This window comes from Stenotrophomonas sp. GQ19 (assembly GCF_059758695.1).
This window is the reverse complement of sequence record NZ_JCAXES010000008.1, coordinates 193,817-208,396: the sequence shown is the minus strand read 5'-3', so window position 1 is coordinate 208,396 and position 14,580 is coordinate 193,817. Positions and strand designations below refer to the sequence as shown.

At 65.5% G+C, this 14,580-nt stretch carries 16 protein-coding genes; 2 read left to right on the top strand and 14 right to left on the bottom strand.

Going from position 1 to position 14,580, the window contains the following annotated elements:
• Positions 1–66 precede the first annotated feature (66 nt).
• Positions 67–1,431, bottom strand: a complete 1,365-nt coding sequence (gene glmU / locus AC6CHL_RS15620; RefSeq protein ID WP_038686103.1) for a bifunctional UDP-N-acetylglucosamine diphosphorylase/glucosamine-1-phosphate N-acetyltransferase GlmU — start codon at positions 1,429–1,431, stop codon at positions 67–69.
• 86 nt (positions 1,432–1,517) lie between these two features.
• On the opposite strand from glmU, the gene AC6CHL_RS15615 reads away from it, so the two are divergent.
• On the top strand, positions 1,518–1,901 hold the full coding sequence (locus AC6CHL_RS15615) for a GtrA family protein (RefSeq protein ID WP_498295222.1): 384 nt from the start codon (positions 1,518–1,520) through the stop codon (positions 1,899–1,901).
• Between the two features lie 50 nt (positions 1,902–1,951).
• Here AC6CHL_RS15615 and AC6CHL_RS15610 read toward each other — a convergent pair whose 3' ends face one another.
• The 11 genes from AC6CHL_RS15610 to AC6CHL_RS15560 all read right to left on the bottom strand — a co-directional run bounded on the left by AC6CHL_RS15610 (position 1,952) and on the right by AC6CHL_RS15560 (position 10,381).
• Positions 1,952–2,311: a hypothetical protein gene (locus AC6CHL_RS15610; RefSeq protein ID WP_498295221.1), complete on the bottom strand. Its 360-nt coding sequence runs from the start codon at positions 2,309–2,311 to the stop codon at positions 1,952–1,954.
• 99 nt (positions 2,312–2,410) lie between these two features.
• Complete coding sequence (gene aroQ / locus AC6CHL_RS15605; protein ID WP_498295219.1) at positions 2,411–3,028, bottom strand: gamma subclass chorismate mutase AroQ; 618 nt, start codon at positions 3,026–3,028, stop codon at positions 2,411–2,413.
• A 157-nt stretch (positions 3,029–3,185) separates the two neighbouring features.
• On the bottom strand, positions 3,186–3,608 hold the full coding sequence (locus tag AC6CHL_RS15600) for a F0F1 ATP synthase subunit epsilon (RefSeq protein ID WP_038686101.1): 423 nt from the start codon (positions 3,606–3,608) through the stop codon (positions 3,186–3,188).
• Between the two features lie 112 nt (positions 3,609–3,720).
• The gene (atpD, locus tag AC6CHL_RS15595) at positions 3,721–5,127 is read right to left on the bottom strand and encodes a F0F1 ATP synthase subunit beta (RefSeq protein WP_038686100.1); all 1,407 of its coding nucleotides are present in this window, start codon (positions 5,125–5,127) and stop codon (positions 3,721–3,723) included.
• Between the two features lie 37 nt (positions 5,128–5,164).
• Entirely contained in the window at positions 5,165–6,028 is an 864-nt protein-coding gene (gene atpG / locus AC6CHL_RS15590) for a F0F1 ATP synthase subunit gamma (RefSeq protein ID WP_038686099.1), read from the bottom strand.
• A gap of 82 nt (positions 6,029–6,110) precedes the next feature.
• Positions 6,111–7,658: a F0F1 ATP synthase subunit alpha gene (atpA, locus tag AC6CHL_RS15585; RefSeq protein ID WP_038686097.1), complete on the bottom strand. Its 1,548-nt coding sequence runs from the start codon at positions 7,656–7,658 to the stop codon at positions 6,111–6,113.
• 44 nt (positions 7,659–7,702) lie between these two features.
• Positions 7,703–8,230 (bottom strand): F0F1 ATP synthase subunit delta, encoded by a 528-nt coding sequence (locus tag AC6CHL_RS15580; protein ID WP_128097914.1) that lies wholly within the window; start codon positions 8,228–8,230, stop codon positions 7,703–7,705.
• A gap of 3 nt (positions 8,231–8,233) precedes the next feature.
• Positions 8,234–8,704, bottom strand: coding sequence for a F0F1 ATP synthase subunit B (locus AC6CHL_RS15575; RefSeq protein WP_038686094.1), 471 nt, complete (start codon positions 8,702–8,704; stop codon positions 8,234–8,236).
• Between the two features lie 112 nt (positions 8,705–8,816).
• Positions 8,817–9,119 (bottom strand): F0F1 ATP synthase subunit C, encoded by a 303-nt coding sequence (gene atpE / locus AC6CHL_RS15570; RefSeq protein ID WP_038686092.1) that lies wholly within the window; start codon positions 9,117–9,119, stop codon positions 8,817–8,819.
• A 67-nt stretch (positions 9,120–9,186) separates the two neighbouring features.
• On the bottom strand, positions 9,187–9,981 hold the full coding sequence (gene atpB / locus AC6CHL_RS15565; RefSeq protein WP_038686091.1) for a F0F1 ATP synthase subunit A: 795 nt from the start codon (positions 9,979–9,981) through the stop codon (positions 9,187–9,189).
• Positions 9,982–10,012: 31 nt separating this feature from the next.
• Entirely contained in the window at positions 10,013–10,381 is a 369-nt protein-coding gene (locus tag AC6CHL_RS15560; protein WP_181394075.1) for a hypothetical protein, read from the bottom strand.
• Positions 10,382–10,933: 552 nt separating this feature from the next.
• Between AC6CHL_RS15560 and AC6CHL_RS15555 the strand changes: the two genes are divergently transcribed.
• Positions 10,934–11,743, top strand: coding sequence for a hypothetical protein (locus AC6CHL_RS15555; RefSeq protein ID WP_425598308.1), 810 nt, complete (start codon positions 10,934–10,936; stop codon positions 11,741–11,743).
• Positions 11,744–12,136: 393 nt separating this feature from the next.
• Here AC6CHL_RS15555 and lpdA read toward each other — a convergent pair whose 3' ends face one another.
• Both lpdA and AC6CHL_RS15545 read right to left on the bottom strand, forming a co-directional pair.
• The gene (gene lpdA / locus AC6CHL_RS15550) at positions 12,137–13,906 is read right to left on the bottom strand and encodes a dihydrolipoyl dehydrogenase (RefSeq protein WP_498295218.1); all 1,770 of its coding nucleotides are present in this window, start codon (positions 13,904–13,906) and stop codon (positions 12,137–12,139) included.
• A 17-nt stretch (positions 13,907–13,923) separates the two neighbouring features.
• Entirely contained in the window at positions 13,924–14,580 is a 657-nt protein-coding gene (locus AC6CHL_RS15545) for a hypothetical protein (RefSeq protein ID WP_448134465.1), read from the bottom strand.

The window sequence follows — 14,580 nt, the reverse complement described above, 5'->3', positions numbered from 1 at the left end:
CGGCACTACCGGGATCGCCTGGTTGCCGGCCAGCGGCCGGCATTACCGGGTGCGCGATGGCGCGTGTCAGCGCTTGGTGGGGCGCTTCCAGCCGTCGATGGTTTCCTGGCGTGCGCGGGCCAAGGTGAGCTTGCCGTCGGGGGCGGTGCGGGTGATGACCGAGCCGGCGGCAATGGTGGCGCCTGCGCCGATCACCACCGGGGCCACCAGCGCGCTGTTGGAGCCGATGAAGGCGTTGTCGCCGATGGTGGTCTGCGACTTGTTCACCCCGTCGTAGTTGCAGGTGATGGTGCCCGCACCGATATTGACCTTGGCCCCGATCACCGCGTCGCCCAGGTAGGTGAGGTGGTTGGCCTTGCTACCCGGTCCCAGCGTGACCTTCTTGGTTTCCACGAAGTTGCCCACGTGGCTGCCGGCGGCCAGCACCGTGCCCGGGCGCAGGCGTGCGAACGGCCCGATGTCCGCCGCGCCTTCGCTGACCACGCCGTCCAGGTCGCAGTGCGCCTTGACCACGGTGCCCGCGGCCAGCGACACGTCCTTGAGCCGGGTGAACGGCCCGATGCTGACGCCGTCGCCCAGTTCGACCCGACCTTCCAGGATCACGTTGACGTCGATCTGCACGTCGCGCCCGACGCTGACCGTGCCGCGGATGTCCAGGCGCGCCGGGTCCAGCACCCGTGCGCCCTGCGTGCACAGCGCCCGCACCGCGCGCAGCTGCCACGCGCGTTCCAGCTGTGCCAGCTGCCAGGGGTCATTGGCGCCTTCGGCTTCCTGCGCGTCCTCGACGAACGCCATGTCGGCCGGGGTGTAGTCATGCGCGGCGGCGGCGAACACGTCGGTCAGGTAGTACTCGCCCTGCGCGTTGGCATTGGACAGCTGCGACAGCCAGGTGCGCAGCGCCGTGGACTCGGCGGTGATGATGCCGGTGTTGATGGTGCGGATGGCCAGCTGCTCGTCGCTGGCGTCCTTCTGCTCCACGATCGCCGCGACCCGGCCCTCGGCATTGCGCACGATGCGGCCGTAACCGGTGGGGTTGGCCACTTCGGCCACCAGCACCGCCAGCCGGCCCGGCTGCGCCAGCAGGTGGCGCAGGGTGTCGGTACGGATCATCGGCACGTCGCCGTACAGGACCAGCACGGTGGCCGCGTCGGGCACGTTCGGCATGGCCTGCTGTACCGCATGGCCGGTGCCCAGCTGTTCGCGCTGTTCGGCCCAGAGCAGGTCGGTCTGGCTGGCGAAGGCCTCGCGCACCGCATCGCCACCGTGGCCATACACGACATGGATGGCGGCGGGCTGCAGGTCGCGGGCGGCATCGATCACGTGGGCCAGCATCGGGCGGCCGGCAATCGGCTGCAGCACCTTGGGCAGGTCGGATTTCATGCGCTTGCCAGCGCCGGCGGCGAGGATGATGACGTGCAGGGCTTGGGTCATGGGGCAGCGTGTGTGGGCGGTAGTGGCTGCGATTCTAGAACGCAGACGGTTAACATGCTGCGTTTCCGCACCGGTATCGCCGTCCCGTGAGTCTGATCCGCCAAGGCAGCCGCTTCATCCTGATTGGCCTGGTGCAGCTTGGGGTGGACTGGGCGGTGTTCGTCGGTGCCACCGCACTGGGCGTGCCGACCGTGCCGGCCAATGTGCTGGGCCGGGTGTGCGGGATGCTGCTGGGGTTCTGGCTCAACGGCCGCTATACATTCGCTGCCGACGGCGACCACCGCCTCGGTTGGGCGCGGTTCGCACGGTTCCTGGCGCTGTGGCTGCTGTTGACCGTGGTCAGTACGCTGTTGGTGAGCACGACCGCGCACCACCTTGGCCTGGCCTATGCCTGGCTGGCCAAACCGGTCGTCGAAGGCGGTCTGGCCGCCGTCTCGTTCCTGCTGTTGCGGCGCTTCGTCTACCGCTGAGCGGCCGGCGCAGGAACCGGGCACCGGTGCGGTGCCCGGCCGGGGTCACCTTATTCGCACTTCAGCGCGCTGACCACCTGGGCGAACTGGTCGTTGGCCTGCTTGCAGCCCGTCTCCAGCGCGGTCTTGTCCTGCATGGCGGCCCACTGGGCCTTGGCCTGGTCCACGCCCTGCTGGAAGGCGGCGGCCGTCTGCGGGTTGGACTTGTCGAAGCAGGCCTTGGCGCGGGTCAGGTAGGCCTCACAGGCCTGCGGCAGGCCCGCGCCGATGCCGGCGTCAGCAACCGGGGCAGCGGTGGTCGGCGCAGCCGCCGCCGGGGTCGGGGTGGCCGGCGCGGCAGCGTCGTCCTTCTTGCCACACGCCACCAGGCCGGTGAGGGCCACTGCGAGAATCAATGCGTTCTTGAACATGGTCATTCCTTGATTGAACGGTCAGGGGTTTCGAATGCCTGCATGACAGTCTCCGGCCGCGCACGTCCGGGTGCATGTCTGGCAGGTGCACTTCTAGCATCAATGCCCGGCGGCGTCATTCTGCGCCGCACCGGCTGCGCCCCCGGCTGGCACCCCGTCGTGCGGGCAGAAGCCCAGCGTGGCCCGCACCAGGGCAATGCGCGTAGCGTCATCCAGCGGCGCGCCCGGCGTGCCCTGCCGGGCGATGGCCCGCGCCAGCTGGCGGGGGCAGTCCGGGGCAGCCCGCACATCGTCCAACTGCGCCCAGTGCGAGAGCAGGCGCTCATCGAGGGTATCGATGCGTTCGCGAATGGCGTCCAGCGACGGCGGCGGCGAGGGCGTCCTGCCCAGCAGGAACTGCTGGATATCGACGTGCTGCAGCAACTTGTTGGCCTCGATCAGCTGGCGGTAGGCGGCCTCCACCGCGTCCGGGTCCAGTCCCAGCTGCACCGCGCGGTCGCGCTTTCCGGCGAGCACGGCTGCCTCGCGCTGCGGGTCTTCGATCGGGCGTCCGGCAACAAACTTGTAGGCCGCCACGTCGTGGGCGATCGCGTTGCGCGCCGCCACCCGTTGTACCCAGACGCCCAGGCTGTCCAACGGCGCGAGCGCGGATACGCGGGCAGACAGCAGCAGGCTGCAAAGGACCGCAATGACCAGCGGGGTGCGTGCAGGATTCATCATCAGGACTCGGGCAAAGGATGCCGCCGATTCTGCCCGCCCTGCCCGCGCGCCGATGCCGTGTCGATCACAGTCCGGGCCATCGGGTCGCCCGCTGGCCCAGATACGACAACGCCGGCACAAGGCCGGCGCGGTCGAACACCAGCAGGCCAGCTGCTTAGTGCTTGAGCGTCTTGCGCAGGCGCTCCAGCGCCTGCAGCTGGACCACCGCTTCGGCCAGCTTCTGCTGGGCTTCGGCGACGTCCATGGCTTCGCCACGGTTGGCCAGCACGCGTTCGGCTTCTTCCTTGGCCTTGCGCACCGACGCTTCGTCGATGTCCTGGGCACGGATCGCGGTGTCGGCCAGCACGGTAACCACCTGCGGCTGCACCTCGAGGATGCCGCCGGAAATGGCGAAGTCGAGCTGCTCGCCGTTCGGCGTGGTCACTACCACCTTGCCCGGCTTCAGGCGGGTGATCAGCGGGGCATGCTTGGGCGCAATGCCCAGCTCGCCCAGCTCGCCGGTGGCCACGACCAGGGTCGCTTCACCACGGAAGATTTCCTGCTCGGCGCTGACGATGTCGCAACGGATGGTGCTCATGTAACTCTCTTCGCTAGGGGGCGGGTGTGACCCACCGCAGGGATTCCGCAGCGGTGGGCAGATGCCCACCCCGTGTCACGGTCGGGACGGGCGTGTGCCCGTCCCCGCCGCATCAGGCCTTCTCGGCCATCTTCTTGGCCTTCTCGACCGCTTCTTCGATGCTGCCGACCATGTAGAACGCCTGCTCCGGCAGGTGGTCGTACTCGCCATCGACGATGGCCTTGAAGCCACGGATGGTGTCCTTCAGGGTCACGTACTTGCCCGGCGAGCCGGTGAACACTTCGGCCACGTGGAACGGCTGGCTGAAGAAGCGCTCGATCTTGCGGGCGCGGGTCACGGCCTGCTTGTCTTCTTCGGACAGTTCGTCCATGCCCAGGATGGCGATGATGTCCTTCAGTTCCTTGTACTTCTGCAAGGTCTGCTGGACGCGCTGGGCGGTGTCGTAGTGTTCGTTGCCGATGACCAGCGGGTCCATCTGGCGGCTGGTCGAATCCAGCGGATCCACGGCCGGGTAGATACCCAGCGAGGCGATCGAACGCGACAGGGTCACGGTCGAATCCAGGTGGGCGAAGGTGGTGGCCGGCGACGGATCGGTCAAGTCATCGGCGGGCACGTACACGGCCTGGATCGAGGTGATCGAGCCATTCTTGGTCGAGGTGATGCGCTCCTGCAGGACGCCCATTTCCTCGGCCAGGGTCGGCTGATAGCCCACTGCCGACGGCATACGACCCAGCAGTGCCGACACTTCGGTACCGGCCAGGGTGTAGCGGTAGATGTTGTCGACGAACAGCAGCACGTCCTTGCCCTTGCCGTTTTCGTCCTTCTCGTCGCGGAAGTACTCGGCCATGGTCAGGCCGGTCAGCGCGACGCGCAGGCGGTTGCCCGGCGGCTCGTTCATCTGGCCGTACACCATCGCGACCTTGTCCAGGACGTTGGAGTCCTTCATCTCGTGGTAGAAGTCGTTGCCCTCACGGGTACGCTCACCCACGCCGGCGAACACGGACAGGCCGCTGTGCGCCTTGGCGATGTTGTTGATCAGTTCCATCATGTTGACGGTCTTGCCGACGCCGGCGCCGCCGAACAGGCCGACCTTGCCGCCCTTGGCGAACGGGCACATCAGGTCGATGACCTTGATGCCGGTTTCCAGCAGCTCGGTGGCCGGGGACTGGTCTTCGTACGACGGGGCTTCACGGTGGATTTCCCACGTGTCGCTGGCGGTCACCGGACCGGCTTCGTCGATCGGACGACCCAGCACGTCCATGATGCGGCCCAGGGTGCCTGCACCGACCGGCACCGAGATGGCGCGTTCGGTGTTGGTGGCCACCAGGTTGCGCTTCAGGCCGTCGGTGGAGCCCAGCGCGATGCAACGGACCACGCCGTCGCCCAGCTGCTGCTGCACTTCCAGCGTGATTTCGGTGTTGTCCACCTTCAGCGCGTGGTACACCTTCGGCACCGACTCGCGGGGGAATTCGACGTCGACGACGGCGCCGATGATCTGAACGATCTTGCCCTGACTCATTGCTGCAATCCTCTAATGTGTGCTTTGACTGTGCGCGTCAGACTGCTGCCGCGCCGCCGACGATTTCGGAAATTTCCTGGGTGATCGCTGCCTGGCGGGCCTTGTTGTAGACCAGCTGCAGGGTTCCGATCAGCTTGTTCGCGTTGTCGCTTGCCGACTTCATCGCGACCATGCGGGCTGCATGCTCGGACGCGACGTTTTCCAGAACCGCCTGGTACACCAGCGACTCGACGTAACGCGTCATCACGTGCTCCAGCACGGTCGCGGCGTCGGGTTCGTACAGGTAGTCCCAGTCGTGGTGCGCGACCTGCTTCTCAGCGGCCGGCAACGGCAGCAGCTGGTCGAAGCTGGCCTTCTGCGTCATCGTGTTGATGAAGCGGTTGTAGACCAGGTACACGCGGTCGACCTTGCCTTCGGTGAAGGCATCGAGCATGACCTTGATCACGCCGATCAGCTGTTCCAGGTGCGGCACGTCGCCCATGTGGGTGACGCTGCCCACCATGTTGACCTTGATGCGGCGGAAGAAGGTCGAGGCCTTCTGGCCCACCGTCACCACGTCGATCTCGGCACCCTTGTCCTGGTACTGGCGGACTTCGCCCAGCATCTTGCGGAACAGGTTGTTGTTCAGGCCGCCGGCCAGGCCGCGGTCGGAGGAGATCACGATGTAACCGACCCGCTTCACCTCGTCACGCTGGACCAGGAACGGATGCTGGTAATCGGTGCTGGCCTGGGCCAGATGACCGATCACCTGCTTCATCGCCTGCGCATACGGACGCGACGTCTTCATCCGCTCCTGCGCCTTGCGGATTTTGGAGGCCGAGACCATTTCGAGCGCGCGCGTCACCTTGCGGGTGTTCTGCACGCTCTTGATCTTGGTTTTGATTTCGCGTCCGCTTGCCATCTCTTCTTCCCGTATAGCGGGGCTCTGCCCCGCTGCCATTCAACGGTGAAGCGAGGCCGTCAGGCCCCGCCACACATGCGGCTTACCAGCTGCCGGTGGTCTTGAACTCGGCGATGCCCTTCTTGAAGGCCGCTTCGATGTCGTTGTCCCAACCGCCGGTGGCGTTGATCTTGCTGATCAGCTCGCCCTGGGTGTTGGCGAAGTGGGCGTGCAGGCCCTCTTCCAGTGCCAGCAGCTTGTTGACCGGCACGTCGTCGAGGTAACCCTCGTTGACGGCGTAGATGGTCAGCGCCTGGTTGGCGATCGACATCGGGGCGTACTGCTTCTGCTTCATCAGCTCGGTGACGCGCTGACCGCGCTCAAGCTGCTTGCGGGTGGCTTCGTCCAGGTCCGAGGCGAACTGCGCGAACGCAGCCAGCTCGCGGTACTGGGCCAGCGAGATACGGATGCCGCCGGACAGCTTCTTGATGATCTTGGTCTGGGCCGCACCACCGACGCGCGACACCGAGATACCGGCGTTCACGGCCGGGCGGATGCCCGAGTTGAACAGATCGGTTTCCAGGAAGATCTGGCCGTCGGTGATCGAGATCACGTTGGTCGGCACGAACGCCGAGACGTCACCGGCCTGGGTTTCGATGATCGGCAGCGCGGTGAGCGAGCCGGTCTTGCCCTTGACGGCGCCGTTGGTGAACTTCTCCACATACTCTTCGGACACGCGGGCAGCGCGCTCGAGCAGGCGGGAGTGCAGGTAGAACACGTCACCCGGGTAGGCTTCGCGGCCCGGCGGACGCTTCAGCAGCAGCGAGATCTGGCGGTAGGCAACGGCCTGCTTGGACAGATCGTCGTACACGATCAGCGCGTCTTCGCCGCGGTCCATGAAGTACTCACCCATGGTGCAGCCCGAGTAGGCGCTGATGTACTGCATCGCGGCCGATTCGGACGCGGTGGCAGCCACCACCACGGTGTGCGCCAGGGCGCCGTTCTCTTCCAGCTTGCGCACGATGTTGGCCACGGTCGAGGCCTTCTGGCCGATCGCGACGTACACGCACTTGATGCCGGTGCTCTTCTGGTTGATCACCGCATCGATGGCCAGGGCGGTCTTGCCGGTCTGGCGGTCACCGATGACCAGCTCGCGCTGGCCGCGGCCGATCGGAATCATGGAGTCGACCGACTTGTAACCGGTCTGCACCGGCTGGTCGACCGACTTGCGCCAGATCACGCCCGGGGCAACGCGCTCCACCGGCGCGGTGGCCTGTGCAGCGATCGGGCCCTTGCCGTCGATCGGCTCGCCCAGCGCGTTTACCACGCGGCCGAGCATTTCCGGACCCACTGGCACTTCCAGGATACGACCGGTGGTCTTGGCGACGTCGCCTTCGCGCAGGTGCTCATAGCCACCCAGGACCACGGCGCCGACCGAGTCGCGCTCCAGGTTCAGGGCCAGGGCGAAGGTGTTGTTCGGCAGTTCGATCATTTCGCCCTGCATCACGTCGGCCAGACCGAAGATGCGCACGATGCCGTCGGACACGCTGGTCACGGTGCCTTCGTTGCGCGATTCCGCGGCCAGCTTGACCTTCTCGATGCGGTTCTTGATCAGTTCGCTGATTTCGGAGGGGTTGAGCGTGGTTGCCATCGTCAAGTCCTAGTGCCGGCGATCACGCCGGACGTTAAATGAATTCAGTTAGCGAGCGCGGTCTGCAGGCGCGACAGCTTGCCCTTGAGCGAGCCATCGATGACCACGTCGCCGGCGTCGATGACGGCACCGCCGATCAACGAAGCATCGACTGCGGTCGAGACGTCCACTTCACGACCGAAGCGCTTGCGCAGCGCGGCCTTGATGGCGTCCAGTTCAGCGGCGGACAGTTCCGTGGCCGAGGTCACGGTGGCCTTGACCACGTGTTCGGCGTCGGCGCGCAGCTGGTCGTACATGCCGGCGATTTCCGGCAGCAGCGGCAGACGGTGCGCTTCGGCCAGGATGGCCAGGAAGCGACCGAAGGTCTCGCTGGACGATTCCGGCACCAGCAACGCGACGGCATCGCCGCGGTCCAGTTCCGGATTCGACAGCAAGGCCGCCACGCGTGGGTCGGCGGCTACATGGGCGGAGAACGCAAGCGCGTCCGACCACGGCGCGAACGTGCCTTCGTCGCGCGCGGTCGCGAACGCGGCGCGGGCATACGGGCGTGCAAGCGTGAGGGCCTGGCTCATCGATCAGATCTCCGATGCCAGCTCGTCGAGCAGCGCCTTGTGGGCGTTGGCGTCGATTTCGCGCTTGAGCAGCTTTTCGGCACCGCTCACGGCCAGTGCGGATACCTGCTTGCGCAGATCTTCACGGGCACGGTTGGCGGCAGCCTCGATTTCAGCGTGGGCCAGATCTTTCTGGCGGTTCGCTTCGGCGATGGCTTCATTCTTGGCGGCTTCAACGATCTGGTTGGCGCGCGCGTGGGCCTGGTCGATGATCTCGTTGGCCTTGCCGCGTGCATCCTTCAGTGCTTCGTTGACCTTTTCCTGCGCCTGGGCCAGATCCTTCTGGCTGCGGTCAGCAGCGGCGAGGCCTTCAGCGATCTTCTGCTGGCGCTCTTCGATGGCGTTCATCAACGGCGGCCAGATCTTGGTCGCGATGATCCAGATCAGACCGGCGAAAGCCAGTGCCTGGGCAACGAGGGTAAAACCGATATCCATGGGGTTCGCTCAATCTGGGGTGATGGGGTGGTTGCGCCGCCCAAGGCGGCGCAGCCTTTCCTTCATCCGCGATCAGGCGCACACGGCGCCTGATCGTTTCGCTTTCGCTGGATCAGCCTGCAACGGCCGGCAGACGGGCAACGAACTCGCCGATGGTCGGGTTGGCGAAGGCCAGCAGCAGGCCGACGGCGACCGAGATGATGAACGCGGCGTCGATCAGGCCGGCGGTGATGAACATGCGGACCTGCAGGACCGGAATCAGTTCCGGCTGGCGGGCAGCCGATTCCAGGAACTTACCGGACATGATGGCCAGACCAAGACCGGCACCGAGCGCGGCCAGGCCGATCATGATGCCGACGGCGAGGACGGTGGAGCTCTGGACTTGGGCGAGGTTGGTCAGGACGGCGAGGTACATGGTTTTCTCCTGGAACTTTGAATAGCTAAGGGTTTAGAAACAAACGGATGAAGGGTGAAGCGAAAACTCAGTGAGCGTCTTCCGACAGGCTCAGGTACACGATGGACAACATCATGAAGATGAAGGCCTGCAGCGGAATCACCAGCAGATGGAACAGCATCCAGCCCAGGCCGAATGCACCGCCTGCGATGGCGCCGGCGATACCCGCGCTGCCCAGCACCCAGATCAGCAGGAAGACGATTTCGCCGCCGAACATGTTGCCGAACAGTCGCATCGCCAGCGAGATCGGCTTGCTGAGCCACTCGACGATGTTGAGGATCAGGTTGAACGGCATCATCCACTTGCCGAACGGTGCGGTCAGGAATTCCTTGGTGAAGCCACCAATACCCTTGGCACGCAACGCGAAGAACAGCATCAGGAAGAACACGCTGATCGACATGCCCAGGGTGGCATTGACGTCGGCGGTGGGGACCGGCTTCCAGTACGGCACGCCGAGGGCTTCCAGCGGCAGGGCGATGAAGTCGGCCGGGATCATCTTGATGAGGTTCATCAGGAGGATCCAGAAGAAGATCGTGATGGCGATCGGGGTCACCAGCTTGCTGGTGCCGTGGTAGGTGTCCTTGGCCTGGCGGTCAACGAACTCCAGGCAGATCTCCACGAACGCCTGCCACTTGCCCGGCACGCCGGCGGTGGCCTTGCGGGTTGCCATCCAGAAGCCGAACACCATCAACAGGCCCATCAGGACCGAAGTCACCATGGTGTCGACGTGGATCGCCCAGAAACCACCTTCCTGCATATGGAACGTCAGGTTGTGCAGGTGATGTTGGATGTAGGAGGTGGGTGTCAGCGCCTCGCCTGCCATGTGTCCGGAACCTTGAGTTAAATAAAGGGGATCAGCGCCTGGCCAGAGCCAGGACCTGGAACATCAACCCGACGGCGATACCGGCCAACAGCGCCAATGCAGGCAGCTTGAAGACCAGGAACCCCACCATCAGGACACCGAAAACGAGTACCCACTTTGCCACCACGGCCAGGATCAGGCGGGTCATTGCCGATCCAGCCGCCTGCACCCCGCCACCCAACGCCATGCGCGCCGCGACCCAACCACCGGCCGACACCGCCACACCCGATGCCAGCGCCCCCAGGGCGTACATCGTTCCTGCCAGCAGCAGGAAGGCCAGAGCCAGGACAGCCACTGCAGCCAGCGGGTAAACCGCTGCGCGCAGCATCAGTCGCCGACCCGAATCAACGGAGTTCAGCACACGTATGTCCTGCAAGATCTTGAGTAGAAAGGCCGAGGTCGCAAGCAAGCGCCCCGTCGAGCCGCCAAATTATAGCAACGGGACAATTTGCGAGACAACCGCCCCCTGTTCATCCCGGATAGCCGCAAGTTGCTGCATCGCCACAGATTTTGCGTTCCACCGGCGGGCTAATCCCGGCCTGACTGGCTCTGCGCCTGTTGCGACGCACCAATTGAACTTTGGTCGCAGGGTCAGGTCAGATCAATCGACCTGCGCATTTCGATCCTCGTCGACGCCCTTGTGGCAGGTCTGGCACCCCAAAGTGGCCCCGAACTCTCTCCGGGGCCACTTTTTTTCCGGCCGTGGCCCGGGCGCTGGCGCCGAATCCGCGCCACGGTGGTTGCCTGAACGGGCTACAGAGCGCGTTGCGGCCACCGATGTGACCGACGGCACGCCCCGGTGCATGAACGGTACACACAGCGTCCACCATACGTTCACGAATGGTGGACGCGGCGCTGGGCAAAGTGATTCCACATCAATGAATCACTGCAAGGACACACACCGATGCGCCTGATGCTCCCCCTGCTCGCCCTGCCGCTGGCCATGGCGGCACTGACCCACGCCAACACTGCCAGCGCCGCTGAAGGTGATGATCGCTTCGCCCTGCGCCTGGGCGCGATGAACATCGATTCGGACAATACGATCCGTGGCAACACCACCGTTGCCGGCCAGGACGTGGGCTTCTCCGAGGACTTCAAGCTGGGTGGCAAGGAGTGGGAGCCGCGCATCGACGGTATGTTCCGCATCAGCGACCGCCAGCGCCTGCTGTTCAACTACTTCAAGTACGACAAGGACCGCCGCGAGACGCTCGGCCAGGACATTTCCTACGGCGGCGTGACGGTGCCGGCGGACAGCTTCGTCAAGGGCGAGCTGAAGTATCAGGTGGCCAGCCTGGTGTACGACTACTCGGTGGTGGACACCGAGAAGTTCGACCTGGGCCTGCAGCTGGGTGCCGAGTACGCCAAGGTGAGCACCAAGGCCTATGCCGACGTGGGTGATCTGTACCAGGGCCGCTTCCTCGACGAGAAGGCCGACGGTGTGGCCCCGGTGGTGGGCGCCCGCATGAGCTTCACGCCGTCGGAAAAGTGGCTGATCACGCTGCAGGGCCAGTACCTCAACACGAGCTGGGGCAACTTCGACGACTACAAGGGCGACCTGACCCGCGCCAATGCGATCGTGGATTACCGCCTGACCAAGAACTTCGGCGTGTTCGCCGGCTACGACTGGTTCAAGCTGGACGTTGACCAGAAGGGCAGCGACGGCACCATCGGCCTGAAGCAGGAATTCAAGGGCCCGGTGGCCGGCATCAGCCTCACCTTCTAAGCAACCGCAGCACCTCTCTCCGAGCGCGGCAACAGGGCAACCTGTTGTCGCGTTTTTTGTTTGTGTCGACGTCAGCAGGCAACGGCGGGGCGCGTCGAGCGCTGGGCGGGCGTCCCGGCTTCTGAAGGCAGGAGCGCGGAGGTAACGCTGTTTCTTGCAGCAAGCGGAGCCCCTTCGTGGCCGGCAGGTCTTTCGCAAAATAAAGGAGGAGGTGACGGCCGCAGGCCGGCGCCGGGGGACATTTGCAGAAAGGCCTGCCGGTCACGAAGGGGCCCATCCGGTCGCGACCAGAGCAGGCAAAGACACAGCACCGCCCCGCGCCACGCAGCAACGAAAAACCCCGGCGTTTGCCGGGGTTTTTGTTGAACCGGTGTCACGACCAACGGTCGTGATTTACCGCTTCTTGGGCATGTACAGATCGGTGATCGTGCCGTCGTAGATTTCCGCAGCCATCGCCACCGATTCGCTCAGCGTCGGGTGCGCGTGGATGGTGTGACCGATGTCCTCGGCCTCCGCGCCCATCTCGATCGCCAGCCCGATCTCGGCCAGCAGGTCGCCGGCGTGCACGCCCACGATCGCGCCACCGATGATGCGGTGCGTCTCCTCATCGAAGATCAGCTTGGTGAAGCCCTCGGTACGACCGATACCGATCGCACGGCCACTGGCCGCCCACGGGAACTTCGCCACGCCCACCTTCAGACCCTTGGCCTTCGCCTCGGTCTCGGTCACGCCCACCCAGGCGATTTCCGGATTGGTGTAGGCCACCGACGGAATCACCCGCGCCACCCACTCCTTCTTCTCGCCCGAGGCCACTTCCGCGGCCAGCTTGCCCTCGTGCGTAGCCTTGTGCGCCAGCATCGGGTTACCCACGATGTCGCCGATGGCGAAGATATGCGGCACGTTGGTGCGCATCTGGCGGTCCACCGGAATGAAGCCACGCTCGGTGACCTGCACGCCGGCCTTCTCGGCCCCGATCTTCTTGCCGTTCGGCGAGCGGCCCACGGCCACCAGCACGCGGTCGAAGGTGCCCTGCGCCAGCGCGGGCGTCTCGCCTTCGGTGGCGGCCTCGAAGGTCACCGTGATGCCCTTGGCATCGGCGCTCACGCCCGACGCCTTGGTCTTCAGGTGAACCTCCACGCCCTGCTTCTTCAGACGGTCGGCCAGCGGCTTCACCAGGTCCTTGTCGGCGCCCGGCATCAGCTGGTCCATGAACTCCACCACCGTCACCTTGCTGCCCAGGGCCGCATACACCGTCGCCATTTCCAGGCCGATGATGCCGCCGCCCACCACCAGCAACGAACCCGGCACCTCGGCCAGCTCCAATGCATCGGTGGAATCCATCACGCGCTTGTCGTCCCACGGGAAGTTCGGCAGCTTCACCGCCTGCGAACCGGCGGCGATGATGCACTGCTCAAAACGCAGCAGCTGGGTCTTGCCGTCGTCGCCGACGATCTCCAGCTCGTTGGCCGACACGAACGTGGCCAGGCCCTGCACCGTGCGCACCTTGCGCTGCTTGGCCATGCCGGCCAGGCCCTTGGTCAGCTGGGTAACCACCTTTTCCTTGTAGCCGCGCAGCTTGTCCAGGGTGATCGTGGGCGCGCCGAACTCGACGCCGAAATCACCGGCATGAGCGACTTCATCGATCACCGCGGCAGCATGCAGCAGCGCCTTGGACGGAATGCAGCCCACGTTGAGGCAGACGCCGCCGAGGCTGGCGTACCGCTCGATCAACACCGTGTCCACGCCCAGGTCGGCCGAGCGGAACGCGGCGGTGTAACCGCCCGGGCCGGCGCCCAGCACCACCATCTTGCATTCGATGTCGGCCGGCTTGCCCGACGACAGCGCCGGCTGCGGCGCGGCCGGTTCGGCCGGGGCGCGGTGCGACGGGGTCACCGGCGGCTTGCTGGCCGGTGCGGCGGCCTCGCCTTCGGCGTCCAGCAGCAGCACCACGTCGCCTTCGGACAGGTTGTCGCCGAGCTTGACCTTGATTTCCTTGACCACGCCGGCGGCCGACGACGGCACTTCCAGCGTTGCCTTGTCCGACTCCAGCGTGACCAGACCCTGGTCCTTCTTCACCGTGTCGCCCACGGCAACCAGCAGTTCGATCACCGGCACACCGCTGTAATCGCCGATGTCGGGAACCTTGATTTCAATTGCGGCCATTGTTGTTCTCCTGGTACTCAGCCGGCGGTGCCGGCGAGCAGTTGCTGCAGTTCGTCGAGCGACTCGTCCAGATCTTTCCAGCGACGGTCGAGCTTCTTTTCCTTGGTGTCGCTGGCTTCGATCAGCAGCGCCACCTGTTTCATCATCAGCTTGCCGGTACCGCATTCCGGGCGCGGGCCGCTGAAGCGCTGCCCGTCCACCTGGAAGGACAGCACCTCGCCGTCCAGCACCGCCGCCTTGCGGTCGGCTGGCACCGCTGCGTCCAGCGCGGCCTGCCAGCTGCGCACCAGGCGCTGTGCCAGCGCGGCCGGGATGCTGACCTGGTACTGGTCCGGCTCCTGGTCCACGCGCAGTTCAAGACCGCCCTGGCGGGCGCTGTTGTTCCAGCTGTAGACCCGCTTGTCGGCGCGGCTGTAACGCAGCGTCCATTCCTGTTCCTGGGTGCCCGGCAGCAGTGCCACGCCGGTTTCAACCCCGCTCTTGGGCAGGGTCACCAGCGACAGCGCCGGCTGTGCCTTGCCTTCGAACAGGGTTTCCACGGCCTGGCCGTAGTTGCCCACCGCCGGCGGCCAGCCGCGGCCGAGGCCGGAGCTGCAGTCCGCCGCGAGCGCCTGCGCCGCCGGCAACATGCCCAGCACCAAAGCCACGTAGAGCCGAGCTCTGCCCGGCTTCAT